The sequence below is a fragment of the Arthrobacter sp. LAR12-1-1.1 genome, from assembly GCF_040676555.1.
Taxonomy (GTDB): domain Bacteria; phylum Actinomycetota; class Actinomycetes; order Actinomycetales; family Micrococcaceae; genus Arthrobacter.
The window spans coordinates 646,470-666,169 of sequence record NZ_JBEGIG010000012.1 but is presented as its reverse complement, the minus strand read 5'-3'; the positions used below and the strand labels follow the sequence as shown (position 1 = coordinate 666,169).

The window sequence follows — 19,700 nt, the reverse complement described above, 5'->3', positions numbered from 1 at the left end:
TGTAGTCGCACAAAACTTTGACACTGGCTGCTATTCCGGCCAGCCAATCATCGCGTCAACGTGGACGCGCCAAATCACAGGAGCGGCAGTGCTGGATGTAAAGGGCCACGAGCAACCGCCCCAGGGCGCACAGACCTACAAGCATCCGGGTGCCCGCAGGGCGCTGATCGGCCTGTTGGGGCCAGCGTTCGTGGCGTCAATCGCGTACGTGGACCCCGGAAACGTGGCCGCCAACCTGACCGCCGGCGCCCAATACGGCTACCTGCTTGTGTGGGTCCTCGTGGCCGCCAACATCATGGCAGTCCTGGTCCAGTACCAGTCCGCCAAGCTCGGGATCGTCACGGGCAAGAGCCTCCCGGAGATTCTCGGCGAGCGGCTCAAGCCCTTCTGGCGGCGCGCCTTCTGGCTGCAGGCCGAAGTCGTGGCCGCCGCCACCGACCTCGCAGAGGTAGTGGGCGGGGCAATCGCCCTGTACTTGCTTTTCGGACTCCCACTCCCCCTCGGCGCCGTGATTGTCGGCGCGGTGTCGATGCTCCTGCTCGCGGTGCAGGCCCGGCAGAAACAGCGGCCCTTCGAATTCATCATCATGTTCCTGCTCGGCATCATCACCATCGGCTTCCTCGCCGGGCTGTTCATCAGCCCGCCGGATCCGGGGGCGGCCCTGGCCGGGCTCGTGCCCGGCTTCCAGGGCCCGGACACGGTGCTGCTGGCCGCCAGCATGCTAGGCGCCACCGTCATGCCGCACGCCATCTACGTCCACTCGGCCCTGTCCCGGGACCGGCACCGGCCAGACGAACACCAGCATGTTCCCCCGGCGGCCGTCGCGCGCCTGGTCCGGGCTACCCGGTTCGACGTCGTGGCCGCGCTGGCCATCGCCGGCCTGGTCAACATCGGCATGCTGCTCCTTGCCGCCTCCACCCTCGGCGGCGAAGAGGGCACGGACACAATCGAGGGCGCGCACGCCGCCATCACCGCCAACCTCGGGCCCATCGTCGGCGTGATCTTCGCAGTCGGGCTGCTCGCGTCCGGCCTGGCATCGACATCGGTGGGCTGCTATGCCGGCGGAACCATCATGCAGGGTCTGCTCAAGATCCGGATCCCTGTCATGGCCCGCCGCGTGGTGACCCTGATTCCGGCCGTTGTGCTGCTGGCAGTCGGCTTCGACCCCACCTGGGCACTCGTGTTGAGCCAGGTGGTCCTCAGCTTCGGGATTCCCTTTGTCCTGGTCCCGCTGGTGGTGCTGACCAGCAATAAGACCCTGATGGGCCGGTTTGCCGACGGCCCGGCCCTCCGAGTCGCCGCCATCATCAGCGTGGTGCTCGTCGTGGCACTTAACCTGGTCCTGCTGTGGCTCACTTTCTCCGGAGGCAGCTGAAGGTAGGCTTAGGTCTGTGAAGACCAGTACGCCCTCCTCCTCGATCGAGGACTACGTCAAGGTCATCTATTCGTTCACCGAGTGGCAGCGGAAGCCGATCACCTCCACGCAGCTGGCGCAACGCCTTGGCGTCGCCAACTCCTCGGTTTCGGAAATGGTCCGCAAGCTCAAGGACCAGGGCCTCGTAGACCACAAGCCCTACAGCGCCGTCACGCTGACCAGCGACGGCGTCCGGCTCGCCCTGTCCATGGTCCGGCGGCACCGGCTGATCGAGACTTTCCTCGTCCGGGAGCTCGGGTACCGCTGGGACGAGGTCCACGACGAAGCAGAGCTCCTTGAGCACGCCGTCTCCGACACCTTCATTGAACGGATGGCCGCCAAGCTGGGAAACCCGACACGGGACCCGCACGGCGATCCCATCCCCGCCGCGGACGGCTCCGTGCTGGTGCCCGCCGCCCACCGGCTGAGCGAACTCGACGACGGCCACACCGGCCGGATCACGCGGATCAGCGACGAGAACCCGGAGCTCCTGCGCTACCTCGCCGCCGAGGACATCGATCTCGACGCCGAAGTGGAGGTGGTGGGCCGGAGGCCGTTCGGCGGCCCGATCGTGGTGCGGATCGGTTCCGCCGCGGAGCCGCGGGAATTCGATTTTGCCGAGGAAGTCGCTTCGGCCCTCTGGGTCCACAGCGACGCCGCGCACGCAGGCTGCAGCGTTACCGGCCCATGAGTGAAAAGTGAGCTGAGTGAAGAGCGTGCTGGACGAGCGCCGGGCCGCGCCACGCCCCGGCGTGCCGGGCTGGAAAGCCTGGTCCGCCGTCGCCGTCGGCGGGCTGATCGGAACTGAGCTGCGGTTCGGCGCCGGCCTGATTTTTCCCGAAAGCGCCGGCGCGGTGCCATGGACCACGCTGGCGATCAACGTGGCCGGGAGTTTCATCCTGGCCACCCTGACCACCATCTGGATCGCGCGGCCACAGACGGCCTTCTGGCTGCGGGCCGGTATCGGTCCTGGCCTCCTGGGGTCCTTCACCACCTTTTCAGCGCTCGTGATAGTCATTGACCAGCAGATCCGCGCCGGGTTCCACGCCACATGGCTGGCCTACCTCGGGCTCTCGCTCGTCCTCGGCCTCGGGGCCGCGGCCGCCGGCTGGAAAACCGGCAAAGCGACTGCCGACCTCGGCGGGGGTGCCCGATGATGACCGCGCTCGTGGTGGGGTTATGCGGGGTGGCGGGAGCACTGCTGCGGTTCGCCGTCGACTCCTGGTTTGCGCACCATCAAGGTTCCCGTCCGCACTGGCCGTGGGCAACGTTTGCGGTCAACGTCGCCGGATCGTTCATCATCGGCTTGTCCGTGGGCCTGACCGGCCACCTGGAGTTGGGGGCCGACTGGCACGCCGCCATCGCGACCGGGCTGGCCGGCGGCCTGACAACCTTCAGCTCATGGACCACAGCAACGGTCCGTCTGGTCAGCGAAACCCGTTACCGGGCGGCGGCGCTCAACATAGGCTCGAATCTCATTGCGGGCCTCGCGGCCGCGGCCCTCGGACTCTTCCTCGCCGGCTAAGACTCCCCCAGCCTGCTGATGGCCTGCCTCAGCCCGGCCAGGACCGGGCCCGCGAGCGAGTGTGTCGAGCCTTACACCGGGGCGTTCCGGTGGCTCAGGGCCGCCGTCGTTCCCGTATCGTTGAAGGATGGTTACCCGACGTGAAGCAGCCCAGATCCTCGACATTCCCCTGGAGATGGCGCACCGTCACGGCATCCCCTCCCGGCTGTCCGAGGCCGAGCTCGGCGAGCTGCTGGACAACCCCCCGGCATGGCTGGTCCAGTCCAAGGCAAACCGGACAGGCAAGCGGCCCATTTGGGTCCAGATCACCTGCGCCGTCTGCGGATTCTCCGAAGCCGCACGGCCCAAGAAATGGTGGCCGGACTTCACCTATGTCTGCTGCGCCCACCATGAGGCCCGCGACATCCCCGTCCTCGGCCCCGGGCTCGTGCGCAGTGTGTACGACGGCGTCGGCAGCCGCTTCGCAGGGATCGTGGACGCCGCGGTTCCCGAGGCGTAGCTTAAAAGACGGGGCTACTCCGGGCCCCTGCCGTGAGGGAGAGCACCATGCCTGACAAGACGCCGCACCAAAGCGTGTCGAAAAAGCCGGTTAAAACGATCAAGGAAAAACGGGCCGAGAAAAAGGCGAAGCACATCGTTGATGCCCACACCGATCCAGTGGCACACATCAAGAAGCGCTGAACACTCAAGGGGCCGGAAGCCGTTGCTTCCGGCCCCTTGCTGTGTCCCCTAACTTGTTCGTTTGCCGGGCCCCGGGGGCATTGGGGCTCACCCGAAACGGATGATGCGGCGGGACTCCCGTTGGCGCTTTAGTGGTCTTGGGATCCAACCGTCATGTCCCCGATTCCGTGGCCCTGTCCGCGCGAGGCCGTTCCAGCTATTGAGCAGTTCCACCTATTGGCCGCCCGGCCCGGCACCGGAATCATTCGACGCGGGTGGTGACGCCCCGGCAGGGACCGCCCACACTAAGACCAGTGCGCCAGACAGCGTGCTCGACACAGACCGGAGGAATACCAGTGACAACCACACCGGAGACTGAGGCCCACGGGCCGGTCGACTTCGTACTCCTCGAGTTCCCCGTGGCGGGACTGACGGGACGGGCGAGTGAGGAACTCGTCAAGCTCGTCGAGCAGGGCGTGATCCGCCTATTCGATCTCCTCGTCGTCATGAAGAATGACGACGGCACTGTCGAGGTGCTCGAACTTACCGACCCAGGTGGTCCGGCGGCGGGGTTCTCCTACTTCGACGGCGCGCAGACCGGGCTTTTGGGCGATGACGATATCGCCGAGGCATCGGCCGCGCTTCTCCCAGGGACGGTTGCCGCGCTGATTGTCTACGAGAACATCTGGGCGGCACCGTTCGTGGCGGCGGTACGCGACAGCGGGGGCGAACTCATCGCGAGCACCCGGATCCCTGCGCCGGACGTGATGGAAGCCCTCGACGCCCTCGAGGCCCGCGACGCCGAGTCGCCGGCACCTGCCGCGGCGCCGTTACCTGACGCGTAAGACCTGACACATCATAAGAAGCGATCCGACGGGAGAAAATTATGGGACTTCTTAGGGGTATAGGGCGGACGGCGGTCGTTGCCGGGACAGCCAGTGCGGTCAGTGGCCGCGTCCAGCGCCGGCAAGCCAACAAGTTCGCCGAGAAGGACGCCGCGACCGCGGCCAAGCAGCAGGAGGCCTACGATGCGCAGATGGCCCAGCAGCAACCCCCACCACCGCCACCACCCGCATACCAGCAGCCTGTCTACCAGCAGCCGCCGCCCCCTCCCCCTGCCCCCAGTGGCGGCATCTCAAACGAAGCCCTCGAGCAGCTCAAGCAACTCGGGGCGCTGAAGGAACAAGGGATACTCACGGAGCAAGAGTTCGTGGCGCAAAAGGCGAAGATCCTTGGCATGTAACGCAGACATGTAACGCACGCATCTAACGCCGGGCAGCCGAGAGGGAAGGGAAATGTCAGAAGACACTTCCCTTCCCTCTCTCATGGGACCCATCTAGGCATGAGAACTATCTACGGCGCCATGACGACGAAGCCCGCCGGGGGAACGTCGATCCTGATCGCCAAGCCGTTCCGCGGCTCAGCGGCTACCAGCGAGCCCACCGTGTTCTCGTCCGTTGAATAGAGGCACACGAACTTGTCGCCGGCCGAATGCAGGCCGGCATCGATGGTCACCCATGCTGTCCGCCGGGCCGCCCAATCGGTGTTGATGGCGCAGACAACCTCTCTGTCCGACAAAATCCGGCTCCAGGCCACGATTGATGTCATCCTCCCGGCGCCGACGCGTTCCGGGTACCAGAACGTGACGCCGTCGTCGGAGATAGGGCGCAGGTACTGCCGGCCGCGCCGGAGCGCGAGCTCCCGCTTCCGAACGGCAAGGATTTTCCCAAGTTCCTGGTAGCTGTCCCGCGACTCGTCGAAGAAGTGCCTGTCGCGGCTACGGAACGATCCGAAGGGGCCGCCGAACATTGCTTCCCTGATGTACCGGTCTGCCTTGAAGTCGTCCGTGGGCCGCGGAATGACCTCAGGCGGAAATTTCCCGTCGAATCGCTGCTCGCTGCCGTAGTAGATGCACGGGATGCCCAGCGTGGTGGCGTTCAGGGCAAGGACGGCGAGTTCCAGGGCCCGGCCGTCCTGATCGGCGGCGAACCGTGCCTTGTAGCTTTTCCCTTGGCGGACCAGGTCGTGGTCGTCGAAGCTTGTGACGACGTGGTTGCGGAACCAGGTGTGGGTCGCTTTATCGACCTGGATCGAGTTGCGGAAGAGATCGAAGTATTCGGCGGGGTCGCTCCAGCCCTTGACCGCATCGACCATTCGTCCTTGCACGTCCGCCAAGCCCAAGGCAGCATCGAGCCCGGTCAGGTCCCGGAGCCTGATGGCCTCTTCCCGGCTCCCGGTGATTTCTCCGACCAGGAAAAAGGAATCCTTGCCGATGGTCTGGGCGAATTCATGAATGGCGGAGGCGAAGTATCGCGTGGCGCCGGGGTCCATGTGCTTGACCGTGTCCACGCGGAAGCCGTCGATGTCGGCGTCGGCGATCCAGTACTGATATGCCTCGACGAGGGTCTGGAAGGCTGCCGAGGGCTCATACCCGTCCACCGGCCCGGTTCCCTGATGGATGTCCTTCAGCCCAAAGAAGTCCCCCTCGGTTGTCTCCTGGGGATCGTCCCAGTGGACGATCTGACCCTTGCGGGTAAAGGCGCCGTCGGTCTGGAGTTCACTCGGCCACACCGCGCTGTCCATATTCGGGGGATTAACCGGCGCGGGGAACGGCAGGCTGGGAACGCCGCCGGGGTCCCGCCACCCGGTGACCGGATAGGTGGCGCCGGTCCAGTCTGGAATGTAGGGCTGCCCTGTGGCGGGATCGACGGTGTTGTATTCGAACACGTCCGCGGAATGGTTGAGGATGACGTCGAGGATGACGTAGAGCCCGGCGTCGTGGGCGGCGGTGACCAGCTCTTTGAAGTCCCGGGCTGTGCCGAAGTGGGGGTCAACGTCGAGGAAGTTCTGTGTGCCATAGCCGTGGTAGTCATCCACGCCGGGGCGTTGCCGCAGTATGGGGCTGATCCAGAGCGCGGTGACCCCGAGCCTCTTCAGGTAGCCGAGTTTGGACTGTATCCCCTTCAGAGTCCCGCCGAGCCACTGGGTTCCCGCGTTCTCCCAGTTCTGAATATCAGTCGCGGCTTGCACGGCATTGTTCGCGTCCCCCGGCGAAAACAGCGGCGTACTGCCCCGCACGATCTGCCCGGCGGCGTCCTTGTAGCCGTCCTCCAGTTCGTTAGAGAAACGGTCTATCAGCAGGAAATAGATCACCTGGTCCGACCAGTCGCGCGGGGACGGGTGATAGTGGTTTTGTTTCGCTGCATCCATCTGCATGATTGCCAAGTATGGAGAATTTGTCCGCGACATGGAAGGGCATTCGGGTTTCTCCGGTCTGCCACGGCACGCTGACCGTGTATCGGGTGCACCGCCCGCTGCAGCGACCGCCCTTAACGCACAGAACTCCCCGCCAACCGGAGTCAGCGGGGAGTTCTGTGAACCCAATACGGGGTGGAGCACCGTTGCCGGGGCTCCGATGTGGAGATGGGGGGAATTGAAAACCCGTTTAGCTACTTTTTTGGACAACCGTTGTAGCTAGGCTCCCTCTACATTCCGCAGTTCTTACCCATGTTTTGTTCACGTCGTTCTAGGTCGTGTTGGCGGCGCCAACAAAGAATCCACCAAAAAGAGCCTCACCGGACCTCCTGCACAAGGAGTCTTCGGTGGGGCTCTTTTTGCGTGTTCGGGTCTAGCGCTGGCGGCCGTTCCTGGTGAGGCCGGCGGCTCGCACCGCGGCGGCCACGAGCCCCAGCAAATCCTCGCCCAGGACCTCGCAGATGTCTTCGACGTCGTTGGCCGTGAAAGCGACCTCATCACGGAGCCGCTTCGAGATGTAGCTCTGCGAAGGCTAGAATAACCGTACAACCTTCGGCCGTCAAATGAGTCGGCAGCCCTGATCAGAACGCAACCAGGCCCGCGGAAATGGCCTCACGAAAAAGGGCTGCAGTGGTGTCCACTACAGCCCCTCTTCCCGATCCCCCTACAACGAGGCGTAAAGTTTGCCGGTGGACGTCCGCCAGCCTCGCGTGTCGAAGAGTGCGGAGTTGCCCATCACCGGGTCCGTGATGGGCCGGTTCTTCCATGCGAAGCGCTCGACGTAGGGCATCTTCCGCATCTCTGCCACCGTGGCCTTCATGAAGTACTCGGTCGTGGCCCGGCTGTACCGGCTGGGTTTTGTTGAGCTGGCCTGCCAGTCCGCGACCGCATATTCAGTCACCCAGATCGGCTTCCCGTACTTCTCGTAGAGGCCGGTGACATTGGCGAGGAAGTCTTCGACGTTGGGCCACGCATAGCGGTGCATGGTCATGAAGTCCACGCGCAGGCCCTTGTTCTTGGCCTTCGCCATGAAGTCTGACAGCCACGGGCTGGTGGGATTCACCGCCGCGGGCGAGCCGAGCCTGAGCCCGGTCTTTTGAAGTTGCGGCCACAGGCTGATCGCCTGGTCGACGCTCATGTTGGCCTGCGCCGTGTGGTCGGGTTCGTTGAAGCCGAGCAGGTGCTTGGCCTGGGTCTGCGGCAGTCCGCTCATGATCTTGGCGATGGCGCCTTCTTCCAAGCGCTTGGCGTTCTTGACCATCGGCGTCCAAGGCGGGGTCGTGAGGTTGCAGTACGGTTCCCAGTTGTAGTGCCAGGCGACGTTCAGCATCTTGATCTGGGCCCTCGCGAGGTCGGTGCTGTTCGAGTAGCCGATGCCCTTCAGGGCCGGCGTTGCCGCGTGGCTGGCACTCGCGTTGGCCGCGAGAAGCGCACCCGGCGCCGCGAGTGCAGCCAAAGGCACGGTCAGAAATTTGCGGCGGTCCATGAGGTCCTTTCGAAGGCGGAGCATTCCGATGACCGTAAGAGCCTATTCGGCTCCCCGCACTGTTCAGCACCAAATTGCTGCAGGTTTGCCACAGCATTGAGGAAAGACTTGGTGTTCACCACATGCCTTCCGTCATCAGCTGATATACGGCTGGGTCCCACTACGATGACGGCATGGCATCGTTCACCCTCGACGGGCAGACCTACGAGTACCTCAGGTCCGCGGCGGGTCACTCGGCGGAGGAGACGAAGTCGTGGGAGTACGGGAACTACCCAAGGGTGATGGCCCGTGTCCCGTTGGCCGCCGGCGGCACGGTGGACGTCTACGCCTCCGCCGAGCGCTGGAACGCCTCCAACGTCCTTGTCTCATGGACTGATGATGACGACCATAAGCACTGGGCATGGGTTCCGGCCGGCAACGTCAGACGCGTCACCGAATCCGAATGGGACATCGAGGAATACCGGCGCTGCCCCGAAAAACTGTGCGCCATCAAGTGGGGAAACCGGCTCCCCGGCTTCCTGCCCGAGGAGACCTTACTGACGCCGGCAACGCGCATGAAGCAGATTCATTTGGCGGCCCGGAACGTGATTTCGGGGGCCTTGAACGGGGTCTTGCCGTGGCAGCGCCGATACTCTAGTCCGCTGCCGCAAGGGCAGGGCTGACGCATTGGAACCTCAGTGACAAACTTTGCACCCGGAGAGGCCCGTTTCACAGTCAGGCTGGAGACCATGAACATTTCGCCTGGGGCCTCGACCACAACTCTGTCGAAGGATCCAATGTCGTGGACTCCACCATCGTAGGAGTGGTAGCTGCCTTCCGGCTCTCCGTATGGTCGAAGAGTAACGGCGTTCGCCCTCGTGCCGATTATCGGGTGGGTGGCCGACTGTCGAGGAAGGAGATTCAGCATTGAGTCCTTAACTGCTTGAGGTGGTATCCCCTCAGCCAGACGCTCTCGGATCGTTTCTGCCTCGCTGGTCGGTAGGGCGCGATGCTCTCCGATCCGATAAATCCACATCGGCCAGTCATCCTGCGGTGCCCGGACATAACTCTGGAACTCCGGCCATGCCAGCTCGTGATCTTTTTTTCCGCCCAACTCCTGGTAGTTCGTGATTAGCCACTGGTAGGGACCTTTGTACTTCCCCTCTCCAAAGAGTTGGAATCCAGTCAGGACGATGCTTAGGCGGGCAGTGGCCGGTCCAAGGTGCCGGATCCTCGGCTCGTTCCAGGCCGCGGTGAGGAGGAGGCGAAACCTTTCAACGGCAACACCGAAGTCGAGTTCGGCTTCTTCAAGAGCCTCATACATGAGATCCATGAGGACTTGAATCGTCGGCTGGCTCTTCTTCCCGATAATGGCCAGTCCGGTATACCCCATCAAGGCTTGAAAGGTTGGCGTCTGAAGTATGTCACCTTGGTTGCGTCTTCGCTATAAACCCCCATTGCACCGCGGTAGAACGTGCTGAGGCGGCGGTCCGAAAGCTGAACGATGAAATCGGGGTTAGCGGCGACGGTTATGAGCGTCAACTGGTGATCTCCAAGCTAGTCTCGTGTGGGTGCGGAAGGTCCAGCGTGCGGGCCGCGTCCCCGCCAAAGCGCGCATGCAAGCCCGATGTCCCGTCTCGATCCAGTCTAGACTCGGCGACCGACGGCCCGGCGGCCGGTCCCTGAGCAGTCCTATTGGCGCCAGCGCGGCTGGTAGTCCGGGTGGTCCATGTACGGCTCGGCGATGATGAACAGGAACTTCTCCATGTAGTCCTGGTCTCCTGCTGGTTCGAAGTCCCAGTCGATGCGGTTGAAGTGCGCGATGATTTTGCGCTTGACGGCGCACTCGAGCAGGATCCGCATGGCGATGATGTTCGCCCAACTCTCGGGGTAGGGCTCGTGCTGGAGGGAATCCAGTGACTCGGCTTCGTCCTCGTCCAGCCGCGCTTCCAGAAACTCGATGATGTCCACCATGCGCTCATACTGCCACTAGCCGAGCGCGTCCGCAGCAGCACCGTCGGAGGCCTTGGCTGGGCCGCTAGCTGGCCGAGCTAAGAAATGTCGTTCCCTTTGATCGTGGTCAGGAGCGTCGTGGCCACGATTTCCTGCGACGACCCGAGGCCCACCCAGACGTAGCCTTCCGCGACGGCGGTGAGGTGCCAAAGCTGGCCGCCCATCGGGACGGCCGTGACCGACAAGCCCGGCTCGAAGGTACGTCCGTGGTCCCCCGTGTCAGCGCGGTCGAGGTGCACCCTGGTTGTTGTGGTCGCTTCGAAGACCGACAGGAATCGCGGGCCAGAATCGGAGTCGGCTTGCGGCCTGGCGCGTCGCCCCGGCGCCGAAGACACCTCAGCGACGTATCTCTGCAAGGCTCCTCGAATAACCTCCGTGACCGTGTCTGAGCGCCGGGCGGCGACTACTTTGGCTTCCTCCCAGAGTTCGTCGTCAATCCCGATCGACCGGGTAGGTGTCCCCTTGCTCATGATGCGCGTGCCTTTCATTCATTTCGGATAGGCATACCTTACGGACTGTGTGCGCAAAGTACCCAATGTCTGTACAGGAACCCCGCACCAAGTTGCGATGGCGCAATGGCGTCCTCTACCGTGCCCTTAGCAGCGACGCGGGGCGATCAGCCGAGGGCGTCGGCCGCGGCGGCGTCGGATGCCTTGGCCAGTCTCGCGTAGACCCGCAGCGTGGTCTGCGGGTCCTCGTGCCCCAGCCGGGCCTGCACCACGTGCACGGGGACACCAGCGTCAAGCAGGTGCGTGGTGTGGGCGTGCCGGATCTCGTGTATCCAAGGCTTGCGGTCCAGCTCTTTGCCGACCAGCTCCCCCATGAGCGGCTGCCAGACTTCTTTGTGGAAGCGGGAGTTGCGGACGTAGTCGCCGTCCGGGCGGTGGAACACGAAGTCATCGAGCCCAATCTCCTGCAGGCGCTCCGCGAGAGCGGCGGAGAGGCTCGCGTTACAGGTCACGGTGCGGTTGGCCTTCTTCGTCTTCGGCGGCCCGATCTCTTCGCCCTTGCCCTTGGACTTCCATGCCCGGCTGACGCGCACCGCGGCGCGCCCGTCCCGGATTGTGATGTCCCGCCGGCGCAGCGCTGTTGCTTCGGAGTACCGGAGGCCCGTGCCGCCCAGGAAGCGGATAAAGAGGGAGTAGTGCGGGTCGATGCGCTCGGCAAGCATGACTAGATCCTCGGGCGAGAGGTAGACGGCTTCCCGCGCCTCGTTGAGATCGGCCTCGGCCACCCCCTTGGCCGGGTTGCGGGTCATGGTCTCGGCATCCATGGCGGTAACGAACGCGGCGGAGAGCAGCGCGTGGATGTTCTGCTTGGTCTTACGCGAGAGCGGCTGCCCCTTGGTCTGGTTGGCGCCCTGCTCTACCGTGAGTCCGTCTAGCCAGTCGATGACGGCGGATTTGTTGACCTTGTCCACGGCGTCCGGCCGAGGTCGCTGGAGGCGACGTGCGCGGCAGCCATCTTCCGATACTTCGCGATCGTGCCGGGCTGCGGCTTGCGGAGCAGATCAAAGTGCCGAACCACGACTTCGTAGACGGTCGGCGCCGTGGAGTCCTTCCGGACCTTCGCCGTGGCTGCAAGCTTGTAGCTGTTCCCATTGGCATCAAGGAACGCCTTCAGCTCGAGCGCCTTGTCAGGAAGGACAGCCAGCCGCGGGCGGCCTCGTAGCGCTCCCCCGCAAGATCTTGTTGTCCCGTTCTGTCCTGTGTCGCTTCCATGCCTGTCCCCTATCGGTGCCGTTTCTCGCCAACAGGCAAAAAGAAAACCCCTAGATCCTAAGGATCTAGGGGCTAACTCTAGTGGAGATGGGGGGAATTGAACCCCCGTCCGATGTCGTGTTGTCAGGGCTTCTCCGGGCGCAGTTTGCGTTGGATTTTCTCGGCCCCAGCCATGCTACAAACAGCTGGCTGATCCGGGCCCAGTCATCTAAGAGTCCCGTTTACCCCGATGACGGAGGTAAACAGCAGTGGCTATCTAAATGACGCCAGGATCCGGGGCAATAGCAACCTCGGGCTGACGGACTGTCTTACTGCTTAGGCAGCGAGAGCGAAGTCAGTGCGTTTTGATTCGGCACTTATTGGTTTGCAGACAGCGTTTACGAGATAATTCTGCATCCTCGGCCCGCTTCACCTGTCGCGACTAACATCGTCGAAACCGATCATCCCCGTATTTTTTTATCAAACCCGGACCGGACACTTTCGGATCCTTCCCGGACTACCAATCATAACGCACCGCCTCCAGGAAACATTCCCAGCGGCCCGTTGCGGCTAGCGGCGGTTGCGTTCGCGCATGACCCGCTGCGCCTCGCGCTTGTCCTGCTGTTCGCGCAAGGTCTGGCGCTTGTCGTATTCCTTCTTACCGCGGGCGACGCCGATTTCGACTTTCGCGCGTCCGTCCACGAAGTACAGCTGCAGCGGCACGATCGTGAACCCCGATTCGCGGATCTTGTGCGAGATCTTGGTGAGCTCTTCGCGGTGCAACAGCAGCTTGCGGCGGCGGCGTGCGGCGTGGTTGGTCCAGCTTCCCTGGTGGTACTCGGGGATGTGGATGCCCTCCATCCACAGCTCGTCGTTGTAGAACGTGCAGAAGCCGTCAACCATCGAGGCATGGCCTTCGCGCAGGGACTTAACTTCCGTGCCCATCAGCGCAATGCCGGCCTCATAGGTGTCAAGGATGAGGTAGTCGTGCCGGGCCTTGCGGTTGGTGGCCACTACCTTACGGCCACTTTCTTTGGGCACGGTAGGACTCCTAGGTTTTGTTGGTGGTTCACTCCGGCCTGATGGTGCGGAGTCTTTCCAGTTTACGGCAGGGCGGCGGCCGGCGCAGATGCTGCAGCGCCGGCCACCGGACTGGCTACAGCAGGTTCATCGGGTTCACGGCCCGGCCGTTGAGCCAGGTTTCGAAGTGCGAGTGGCAGCCGGTGGAGTTGCCGGTGGTGCCCGAATAGGCGATCAGCTGCCCCCGGTTGACGTGCTGGCCGGCCGAGACCGCCACGGACGTGTTGTGGTAGTAGATCGTGGTCAGGGAGTTGCCCTGGATGACGCCGTGGGAGATCTTGACGTTGTTGCCGCCGCCGTCGTTGGCCCAGCCGGCCGAGAAGACGGTGCCGGCCGCCGCGGCGTAGACGGGCGTGCCGCAGGGGGCGCCGAAGTCGATGCCGGTGTGCATGTAGCCGCCCTGGCCGTAGAAGTCGATGGTGCCCGCCGGCGTCGGACGCCAGCCAAACCCGGAGGTGATCGGAATATTGCCCGGGAACGGGTGCTGCAGGCCAAAGGCCGACGGTGAGCCCTGGGCCGGCGGGACATAGGGCTGGGTGGCTTGGCCCCGCGCGCGGGCGGCGGCCGCCGCGGCCTCAGCGATGCGCCGCTGCTCGGCCTCCCAGGCCTCACGCAGCTTCCGGTCGCGTTCGGCGATTTCGGCGGCGACGGCGTCCTGCTGCGCCTTGACCTTTGCCAGCTGGTTCTGGATGCCGGGCTTGGCGGCCTGGAGTTCGGCGTCGAGCCGGGTGGTGTCGGCGATCAGCTTGTCCACGGCGGCCTTCTTGGCCTGGGCCTCGTCCCGCGCCGCCTTTTCCCGGGCCAGCGCGGCGTCGGCCTTGGCCTTGAGGTCCGTGATCTCGGCCTCGACGGCCGCCAGCCGCGCCTGCGCGTTGACGTTCGTGGCGTTCTGCTGGGTGAGCTTGTCCATCGCGGAGTTCTGGCTGCGCAGGGCCTGGTCCGCGAGGTCGATGGTGTCCGTCAGGCTGCTGCCCTGGTTCGAGCCGAAGAACAAGGACAGGTTGGACGGGACGCCGCCGGACTTGTACGCCTGTGTGGCGATCTGCCCGATCAGCTTCCGGGTGTCCGCAATCTTCTGCTTGTCCGATTCGAGCTGCTGCGTGATTTTTGCCTTGTTTTGCTGCGCCAGGTCCACGCGGGCCGCGAGGGCCTGGACTTCCTGGACCGCTCCGGCCACCCGGCCCTGGGCGTCCAGGAGGGCCTGCTGGGCACCCGGGAGCTGGCCCTGGTACAGGACCAGGTCCGCCGCCGCCTGGGCGATCCGGCCGTCCACGAATTCGAGGGAATGCTGGACCCGGGCCGCTTCGTCGCGGAGCGCGGCCTGCTGGTCCTCAAGGTCGTCGGCGAATGCCACCGGACTCGAGGCTCCCATGCTCCCGGCCAGGACCAGCGCCAGGGTGGCGCTGATCATCCGGCTGCGGCGTCCCACCAAGCGAAGCCGGAGCGATTGCCGTACGGGGCGGCGGGCCATCGGTGTCATAAGCATTCCCTTTTCGTTGCGCAAAGCTAGACCCGCAAGTACCGGCGGAGGGTCAGCAGGGAGGAAATTCCGGCCAGGACGACGCCCAGGCCAATCAGGGCAGGAGCCAGGATCAGGGTCTGCCCGGGCGAAATGAAGGCGGTGTCCGGATACTGCTTGGACATGACCTCGCCGAGGAAGAAGTGGGCCACGGCCCACAGCGTGCCTGAGGCCAGGGCCGCGCCGATCACCGCGGCGATGACGCCTTCGAGGATGAACGGCAGCTGGATGACCATCTTGGACGCGCCCACCAGGCGCATGATCCCTGTTTCCCGGCGGCGGCTGAACGCGGAGAGCCGGATGGTGGTCGCAATCAGCAAGATGGCGCAAATGATCATGACGCCGGCGATGCTCACGGCCACCAGGGACGCCGCGTTCATGGCCGAAAACAACCGCTCCAGCAGCTGCCGCTGGTCGATCACGGTCTCCACCCCGGCCTGGGAGGAGAAGGTCTCGCTGATGATCTCGTACTTCTCCGGGTCCTTCATGTTGATCCGGAAGGACGCCGGAAGCTGGTCCGGGGTTACCGAGTCAACGATCGGCGAATTGGAGAACTGTTCCTTGAAGTGCTTGTAGGCGTCGTCTTTGGACTCGTACTGGAAGTCGTTGACGTACTGGGCCACCGCGGGCGACTGCAGCAGCTTGCGCAGGTTGTCCTCCTGCTCCGGCGTCGCCGGGCCGGTGGCGCAGCCGGTCGCCGTCGAACCGTCACTGCAGAGGAAGATGGCCACCTGGACTTTGTCGTACCAGTAGCCCTTCATCTGGTTGATCTGCAGCTGCAGCATGCCGGCGGCGCCGACGAAGGTCAGCGACACGAAGGTCACCAGGATCACGGAGATCACCATGGACAGGTTGCGGCGCAGGCCGCTGCCGATCTCGCTCAAGACGAATGCAAGCCTCACGCCTGTCCCTCCCCAGCAAGGCGGACCTCGGCGCGGGCTTCGGCGCGTGACCCGGCCCGGGGCGGGACAACCGGCGGCTCGTCCCGGCCGCTGGCGTCGCGCAGGCGGCGCGACTGGCCCACCACGGGAATCATGGAGGTGTAGAGGGCCTTGGCCTCGTCGCGGATCACGACGCCGTTCTTGAGTTCCACCACCCGTTTGCGCATCTCGTTGACGATGTCGTCGTCGTGCGTGGCCATCACCACGGTGGTGCCGTTCTGGTTGATCTTGTCCAGCACGCCCATGATGCCCATGGATGTGGTGGGGTCCAGGTTTCCGGTGGGCTCGTCGGCCAGCAGGATGCCGGGACGGTTCACGACGGCGCGGGCGATCGCCACGCGCTGCTGCTCACCGCCGGAGAGTTCGTGCGGGAGGCGGTTTTCCTTGCCTTCCAGGCCCACGGTCTTCAGGACCTCGGGGACGGTGTCGCGGATGACGCTGCGGCTCTTGCCGATGACCTGCATGGCGAAGGCGACGTTGGCGAAGACGGTTTTCTGCGGCAGCAGGCGGAAGTCCTGGAAGACGACGCCGATTCCGCGGCGCAGCCGCGGCACCCGCCAGCTGGAGATGTTGGCGACGTTCTGGCCGGCGACGTAGACGGCGCCGGAGGAGGCGCGGTCCTCTTTGAGGACCAGGCGCAGGAACGTGGATTTGCCGGAGCCGGAGGCACCGACGAGGAAGGCGAATTCGCCACGGTCGATCTCAAGGTTGATCGAATCCAGCGCCGGCCGCGCCTTCTGGTCATAGACCTTGGTGACATTTTCGAAACGGATCATGGCCCTAAGTACCCTGCAAGACGGGGCCGCGAGGGCCCGGTTCTGCCGCCGGGGCAAGGGCTTTCGTTTGGGGGAAGTAGAGCTCCGGCCCCTCGACTATACGCACGGGTAACGGCGGAACCGCCGGAACGGCGGGGCGTGTCGCGCGATTGTCAGGGACCTGCCAGCCGGGGTTCCGGCCGGGGCGTCGGGCTTACTTCTCGGCGTTGCGGTTGTCCGTCCGCCAGCGGATGCCGGCGTCGATGAAGTCGTCGATTTCGCCGTCGAACACGGCCGAGGTGTTGCCGACCTCGTGCTCGGTGCGCAGATCCTTGACCATCTGGTACGGGTTCAGGACGTAGGAGCGCATCTGGTCGCCCCACGAGGCTTTGACGTCGCCGGCGAACGCCTTCTTCTCCGCGTCCTCCTGTTCCTTCTTCAGCAGCAGCAGGCGGGACTGCAGCACGCGCAGGGCGGCGGCGCGGTTCTGCAGCTGCGATTTCTCGTTCTGCATGGACACCACGGTGCCGGTGGGGATGTGGGTCAGGCGCACGGCGGAATCGGTGGTGTTCACCGACTGGCCGCCGGGGCCGGAGGACCGGAACACGTCAACGCGGATCTCGTTGTCCGGGATGTCGATGGAGTCCGTCTGTTCGATCAGCGGGATCACTTCCACGGCCGCGAAGGACGTCTGGCGCCGGCCCTGGTTATCGAACGGGCTGATCCGGACCAGGCGGTGCGTGCCGGCCTCGACGCTGAGCGTGCCGAAGGCGTACGGCGCCTTGACCTCGAAGGTGGCGGATTTCAGCCCGGCCTCCTCGGCATAGGAGGTATCCATGATGGTGGTCGGGTAACCGTGGCGCTCGGCCCAGCGCAGGTACATCCGCAGCAGCATCTCGGCGAAATCCGCCGCATCCACGCCGCCCGCGCCGGCCCGGATGGTCACCACGGCTTCGCGCTCGTCGAACTCGCCGGAGAGCAGGGTGACCACTTCGAGGTCGGCGAGCGCCTTGCGGACCGATTCGAGCTCCGCGGCGGCCTCGCCCATGGAGTCGGCGTCGTCCTCGTCCTGGCCGAGTTCCACGAGGACCTCAAGGTCGTCGATCCGGGCCACGAGCTTGTTGAGCCGCTCCAGCTCGGTCTGCTTGTGCGAGAGCTTCGAGGTGATGACCTGTGCCGCGGCGGGGTCATCCCACAGATTGGGTTCACCGGCCCGCTCGCTGAGCTCGGCGATGTCTTCCTTGAGCGCCTCGACGTTCGAGACGTTCTCGATGGACGCATAGGTGGCCCGCAGCGCGCGGATTTCAGCGGGAAAATCAATGTTTGCCATGGTTTTTTAAGCCTACGCTATGTGTCCTAGCCCCCTGACCCGCCCGGGTTGCCGTATCACTTTGAGTTGCCTTTATCACTGGTTGCGCTATCACTTTGAGTTGCCTAAAAGCCTGTTTGGCAGCATTTACTGATAGGGCAACAGGAGTGACGCGGGCAGCTCAGCGGCTGAGGCGGGACCGCGCCGTCGACGTCGCCTCGATCCGGATGCCGTCCGGCACCAGGAAGTTCACCACCGGCGGGTGGACGGCCGCGCTCAGCACCACGACGGCGGTGGCACCATCCGGGCTGCCCGTGGACGGCGCCACGGTCAGGCCGCTGAAGTGGCCGAACGCGCCGTTGCGGCCCAGATAGTCGACGGCGGCGCTGCGCACCCTCGCCCCGCTCAGGACGGCCGACGGTGTGCCGCCGGCGTTGCCCAGCTGGCCGAGGGTGAAGCTGTCCGCGGCGGCCACCGAGGCGCCGTCCGCGAGGGAGAGCAGCTTCTTGTGTTCGAGGTAGACGCTGGACGCGGCCATCACGACGGTCGCGACCAGCAGGGCAACCACTATGAAGCCGATGCTCAGCACCAGCACCTGGCCCTCTTGCCGGCGGGCTCGGGGCTGGTATCCGAAGTGCCGGGCCCCGGGGTGGCGGACGGCGCCTGCAGGGATTCTCACCGGAACCTGCCCACCAGCTGGGTTGCCGATGCGCTGAGCTGGCTCGCGTTCAGGTGAAGTGCATCGGTGAAGGGCACAAACGGCAAGGGCACCGTGAGGTGGACGGTGACCGTCACCGCCGAGCCGGGGGCCAGGCAGTCGGCCGGCTCGCAGCGGGTGTCGACGCTGGCGTTTTCCGCCGATTGGCCGTAGTCGGCGAGCGCCAGAACCACGGCTTGCTCCGCAGCGGCCTGGCCGCTTGCCGCGTCTGGCTGGGCAACGTAGACCTTGGCGGCCTGGTCAGCGGCGCCGACCACCGCGAACGAGCCACCCTGGATCTGGCCCACGGTGATGATGAAGTACACCAGCGGCACCATCAGCAGCACGGAGAGAAAGACGAACTCGACCACGGCACTCCCCTGTTCCGGCGAGATGGCGTCCTCCGGGCAGGTGCCGTGGTCCGGGTTGCCCCCGGGGTTCCGGGAGAGATCGGGGTTCCGGGAGAGGCCAGGGTTCCGGGAGAGCCGGCCCGCGCCGTCGGCAACGGGGAGAGCAGGGACGGGACGGAACCGTGACCCCGACTGTGACCCTGACCGTGGCCGTTCACGGCTGGATGGCCGCATGGCCCTTCACCTCCAAGAGCGCCCGGGGACCGATGAACCCGATGACGGGCAAGGGGGCCCGGACTGTCACCTCCAGCGTGCGGATGCCCTGGTACGTCGATTCGCTCGTGGCCACGTCCCGCGCGAACTCGGAGTTGAGCGCAGCCGTGATCAGCTGGACCGTCCGGTCCCTGGCATCCCCGTCGTTGCGGTCGGCCAGCGTGCCATAGCGGGCTCCCGAGGCGGCGGCGTCGATCAGCGTGTTCCGGACGTGGAGGATCAGGGTGAGCTGGACGATTGCGAGGAAGAGCAGGCTGAGCAACGCGCCGATCAGCACGAAGTCCACGACGGCGGCGCCGCGCTCAACGCCGTTGCTGAGCTGCAGGTTTTTACTGTGGCGCCCGTTCCCCTCACCCTGAGCTGCCACCGGCTACTGTCCGACCTTGTCCATGGCCTGGTTGAAGAGTCCCTCAAGCGCAGGACCGGCGAGGGCCAGTAGGGCGGCCACGAGGACTGCCGACATCAGGGTGATCATGACCCAGCCTGGGACGTCCCCGCGCTGGGAAGGGTCGGCTCCCCCTTCGGTGTGGTGCCCCAACCGCGGTCGCGACGCGGCAGACCACCAGGTCAACAAGCTGAGCGCGCAGACCACCAACGCCACCCGAGTTCCGAAGTTCTTCACCGTGTCCTCTTTCTTGGTTCTTTGGTTTCATGGCTTTTCTGTTTTTCTGGAGTCCTGAATGTTTCGTTTCTGTTGGTTCGTGACGCTTCACTGGCCGATTGCGCGCTTCGCACCACGGTTTG

24 protein-coding genes and 1 other RNA gene are annotated in these 19,700 nt (G+C 64.8%); 9 read left to right on the top strand and 16 right to left on the bottom strand.

The window, feature by feature from the left end; genetic code table 11:
* Nucleotides 1-88: 88 nt before the first annotated feature.
* The 8 genes from MRBLAR12_RS11135 to MRBLAR12_RS11100 all read left to right on the top strand — a co-directional run bounded on the left by MRBLAR12_RS11135 (nt 89) and on the right by MRBLAR12_RS11100 (nt 4,842).
* Entirely contained in the window at nt 89-1,375 is a 1,287-nt protein-coding gene (locus tag MRBLAR12_RS11135) for an Nramp family divalent metal transporter (RefSeq protein WP_414645494.1), read from the top strand.
* Between the two features lie 16 nt (nt 1,376-1,391).
* Nucleotides 1,392-2,105: a metal-dependent transcriptional regulator gene (locus MRBLAR12_RS11130; protein ID WP_229995342.1), complete on the top strand. Its 714-nt coding sequence runs from the start codon at nt 1,392-1,394 to the stop codon at nt 2,103-2,105.
* A gap of 16 nt (nt 2,106-2,121) precedes the next feature.
* Complete coding sequence (locus tag MRBLAR12_RS11125) at nt 2,122-2,571, top strand: fluoride efflux transporter FluC (RefSeq protein ID WP_364745920.1); 450 nt, start codon at nt 2,122-2,124, stop codon at nt 2,569-2,571.
* Nucleotides 2,571-2,939 (top strand): fluoride efflux transporter CrcB, encoded by a 369-nt coding sequence (gene crcB, locus MRBLAR12_RS11120; protein WP_229995354.1) that lies wholly within the window; start codon nt 2,571-2,573, stop codon nt 2,937-2,939. The genes MRBLAR12_RS11125 and crcB overlap by 1 nt, the downstream gene beginning before the upstream one ends.
* A 127-nt stretch (nt 2,940-3,066) precedes the next feature.
* Nucleotides 3,067-3,438 carry a hypothetical protein gene (locus MRBLAR12_RS11115; RefSeq protein WP_229995340.1) on the top strand — a complete coding sequence of 124 codons (372 nt, stop codon included), beginning with the start codon at nt 3,067-3,069 and terminating at the stop codon, nt 3,436-3,438.
* A gap of 47 nt (nt 3,439-3,485) precedes the next feature.
* Nucleotides 3,486-3,620 (top strand): hypothetical protein, encoded by a 135-nt coding sequence (locus MRBLAR12_RS11110; protein WP_290369394.1) that lies wholly within the window; start codon nt 3,486-3,488, stop codon nt 3,618-3,620.
* Nucleotides 3,621-3,955: 335 nt separating this feature from the next.
* On the top strand, nt 3,956-4,444 hold the full coding sequence (locus MRBLAR12_RS11105) for a DUF6325 family protein (protein ID WP_229995339.1): 489 nt from the start codon (nt 3,956-3,958) through the stop codon (nt 4,442-4,444).
* Nucleotides 4,445-4,485: 41 nt separating this feature from the next.
* Nucleotides 4,486-4,842, top strand: coding sequence for an SHOCT domain-containing protein (locus tag MRBLAR12_RS11100; RefSeq protein ID WP_364745915.1), 357 nt, complete (start codon nt 4,486-4,488; stop codon nt 4,840-4,842).
* Between the two features lie 110 nt (nt 4,843-4,952).
* Here MRBLAR12_RS11100 and MRBLAR12_RS11095 read toward each other — a convergent pair whose 3' ends face one another.
* Nucleotides 4,953-6,815 (bottom strand): alpha-amylase family glycosyl hydrolase, encoded by a 1,863-nt coding sequence (locus MRBLAR12_RS11095; protein ID WP_364746016.1) that lies wholly within the window; start codon nt 6,813-6,815, stop codon nt 4,953-4,955.
* Between the two features lie 703 nt (nt 6,816-7,518).
* Complete coding sequence (locus MRBLAR12_RS11090) at nt 7,519-8,364, bottom strand: glycosyl hydrolase (protein ID WP_229994934.1); 846 nt, start codon at nt 8,362-8,364, stop codon at nt 7,519-7,521.
* 149 nt (nt 8,365-8,513) lie between these two features.
* On the opposite strand from MRBLAR12_RS11090, the gene MRBLAR12_RS11085 reads away from it, so the two are divergent.
* Nucleotides 8,514-9,002, top strand: a complete 489-nt coding sequence (locus tag MRBLAR12_RS11085) for a hypothetical protein (RefSeq protein ID WP_364745912.1) — start codon at nt 8,514-8,516, stop codon at nt 9,000-9,002.
* On the opposite strand, the gene MRBLAR12_RS11080 is transcribed toward MRBLAR12_RS11085, so the two are convergent.
* The 14 genes from MRBLAR12_RS11080 to MRBLAR12_RS11015 all read right to left on the bottom strand — a co-directional run bounded on the left by MRBLAR12_RS11080 (nt 8,906) and on the right by MRBLAR12_RS11015 (nt 19,578).
* Nucleotides 8,906-9,712 carry an SEC-C domain-containing protein gene (locus MRBLAR12_RS11080; RefSeq protein ID WP_364746013.1) on the bottom strand — a complete coding sequence of 269 codons (807 nt, stop codon included), beginning with the start codon at nt 9,710-9,712 and terminating at the stop codon, nt 8,906-8,908. The genes MRBLAR12_RS11085 and MRBLAR12_RS11080 overlap by 97 nt on opposite strands.
* Before the next feature lie 299 nt (nt 9,713-10,011).
* The gene (locus MRBLAR12_RS11075; RefSeq protein WP_229994931.1) at nt 10,012-10,293 is read right to left on the bottom strand and encodes a DUF6221 family protein; all 282 of its coding nucleotides are present in this window, start codon (nt 10,291-10,293) and stop codon (nt 10,012-10,014) included.
* A 77-nt stretch (nt 10,294-10,370) separates the two neighbouring features.
* Entirely contained in the window at nt 10,371-10,802 is a 432-nt protein-coding gene (locus MRBLAR12_RS11070) for a hypothetical protein (protein ID WP_229994930.1), read from the bottom strand.
* A 146-nt stretch (nt 10,803-10,948) separates the two neighbouring features.
* Nucleotides 10,949-11,752, bottom strand: coding sequence for a tyrosine-type recombinase/integrase (locus MRBLAR12_RS11065; protein ID WP_229994929.1), 804 nt, complete (start codon nt 11,750-11,752; stop codon nt 10,949-10,951).
* Between the two features lie 380 nt (nt 11,753-12,132).
* Nucleotides 12,133-12,501: a transfer-messenger RNA gene (gene ssrA / locus MRBLAR12_RS11060) on the bottom strand.
* Between the two features lie 101 nt (nt 12,502-12,602).
* Complete coding sequence (gene smpB, locus MRBLAR12_RS11055) at nt 12,603-13,073, bottom strand: SsrA-binding protein SmpB (protein ID WP_090581234.1); 471 nt, start codon at nt 13,071-13,073, stop codon at nt 12,603-12,605.
* 115 nt (nt 13,074-13,188) lie between these two features.
* Nucleotides 13,189-14,592 (bottom strand): M23 family metallopeptidase, encoded by a 1,404-nt coding sequence (locus tag MRBLAR12_RS11050; RefSeq protein ID WP_229994938.1) that lies wholly within the window; start codon nt 14,590-14,592, stop codon nt 13,189-13,191.
* Between the two features lie 26 nt (nt 14,593-14,618).
* The gene (gene ftsX, locus MRBLAR12_RS11045) at nt 14,619-15,533 is read right to left on the bottom strand and encodes a permease-like cell division protein FtsX (RefSeq protein WP_364745907.1); all 915 of its coding nucleotides are present in this window, start codon (nt 15,531-15,533) and stop codon (nt 14,619-14,621) included.
* The gene (gene ftsE / locus MRBLAR12_RS11040) at nt 15,530-16,348 is read right to left on the bottom strand and encodes a cell division ATP-binding protein FtsE (RefSeq protein ID WP_229994927.1); all 819 of its coding nucleotides are present in this window, start codon (nt 16,346-16,348) and stop codon (nt 15,530-15,532) included. The genes ftsX and ftsE overlap by 4 nt, the downstream gene beginning before the upstream one ends.
* Nucleotides 16,349-16,541: 193 nt before the next feature.
* Nucleotides 16,542-17,657 carry a peptide chain release factor 2 gene (prfB, locus tag MRBLAR12_RS11035; protein WP_018775243.1) on the bottom strand — a complete coding sequence of 372 codons (1,116 nt, stop codon included), beginning with the start codon at nt 17,655-17,657 and terminating at the stop codon, nt 16,542-16,544.
* 160 nt (nt 17,658-17,817) lie between these two features.
* Nucleotides 17,818-18,315: a pilus assembly protein TadG-related protein gene (locus MRBLAR12_RS11030; protein WP_356815791.1), complete on the bottom strand. Its 498-nt coding sequence runs from the start codon at nt 18,313-18,315 to the stop codon at nt 17,818-17,820.
* The gene (locus MRBLAR12_RS11025; RefSeq protein ID WP_229994926.1) at nt 18,312-18,917 is read right to left on the bottom strand and encodes a TadE/TadG family type IV pilus assembly protein; all 606 of its coding nucleotides are present in this window, start codon (nt 18,915-18,917) and stop codon (nt 18,312-18,314) included. Before MRBLAR12_RS11025 ends, MRBLAR12_RS11030 begins: the two co-directional genes overlap by 4 nt.
* Entirely contained in the window at nt 18,898-19,281 is a 384-nt protein-coding gene (locus MRBLAR12_RS11020) for a TadE family protein (protein WP_229994936.1), read from the bottom strand. Before MRBLAR12_RS11020 ends, MRBLAR12_RS11025 begins: the two co-directional genes overlap by 20 nt.
* Before the next feature lie 45 nt (nt 19,282-19,326).
* A complete protein-coding gene (locus MRBLAR12_RS11015) occupies nt 19,327-19,578 on the bottom strand; it encodes a hypothetical protein (RefSeq protein WP_229994925.1) in 252 nt (83 codons plus the stop codon).
* Nucleotides 19,579-19,700: the final 122 nt, after the last annotated feature.

What these genes read in the sequence shown, in the direction of transcription:
- MRBLAR12_RS11110 (WP_290369394.1), top strand. Translation starts at nt 3,486, where the DNA reads ATGCCTGACAAGACGCCGCACCAAAGCGTGTCGAAAAAGCCGGTTAAA.
- MRBLAR12_RS11095 (WP_364746016.1), bottom strand. Translation starts at nt 6,815, where the DNA reads ATGCAGATGGATGCAGCGAAACAAAACCACTATCACCCGTCCCCGCGC.
- ftsE (WP_229994927.1), bottom strand. Translation starts at nt 16,348, where the DNA reads ATGATCCGTTTCGAAAATGTCACCAAGGTCTATGACCAGAAGGCGCGG.
- MRBLAR12_RS11070 (WP_229994930.1), bottom strand. Translation starts at nt 10,802, where the DNA reads ATGAGCAAGGGGACACCTACCCGGTCGATCGGGATTGACGACGAACTC.
- prfB (WP_018775243.1), bottom strand. Translation starts at nt 17,657, where the DNA reads ATGGCAAACATTGATTTTCCCGCTGAAATCCGCGCGCTGCGGGCCACC.
- MRBLAR12_RS11115 (WP_229995340.1), top strand. Translation starts at nt 3,067, where the DNA reads ATGGTTACCCGACGTGAAGCAGCCCAGATCCTCGACATTCCCCTGGAG.
- crcB (WP_229995354.1), top strand. Translation starts at nt 2,571, where the DNA reads ATGACCGCGCTCGTGGTGGGGTTATGCGGGGTGGCGGGAGCACTGCTG.
- MRBLAR12_RS11050 (WP_229994938.1), bottom strand. Translation starts at nt 14,592, where the DNA reads ATGACACCGATGGCCCGCCGCCCCGTACGGCAATCGCTCCGGCTTCGC.
- MRBLAR12_RS11085 (WP_364745912.1), top strand. Translation starts at nt 8,514, where the DNA reads ATGGCATCGTTCACCCTCGACGGGCAGACCTACGAGTACCTCAGGTCC.
- MRBLAR12_RS11025 (WP_229994926.1), bottom strand. Translation starts at nt 18,917, where the DNA reads ATGCGGCCATCCAGCCGTGAACGGCCACGGTCAGGGTCACAGTCGGGG.
- MRBLAR12_RS11090 (WP_229994934.1), bottom strand. Translation starts at nt 8,364, where the DNA reads ATGCTCCGCCTTCGAAAGGACCTCATGGACCGCCGCAAATTTCTGACC.
- MRBLAR12_RS11080 (WP_364746013.1), bottom strand. Translation starts at nt 9,712, where the DNA reads ATGGGGTATACCGGACTGGCCATTATCGGGAAGAAGAGCCAGCCGACG.
- MRBLAR12_RS11100 (WP_364745915.1), top strand. Translation starts at nt 4,486, where the DNA reads ATGGGACTTCTTAGGGGTATAGGGCGGACGGCGGTCGTTGCCGGGACA.
- MRBLAR12_RS11075 (WP_229994931.1), bottom strand. Translation starts at nt 10,293, where the DNA reads ATGGTGGACATCATCGAGTTTCTGGAAGCGCGGCTGGACGAGGACGAA.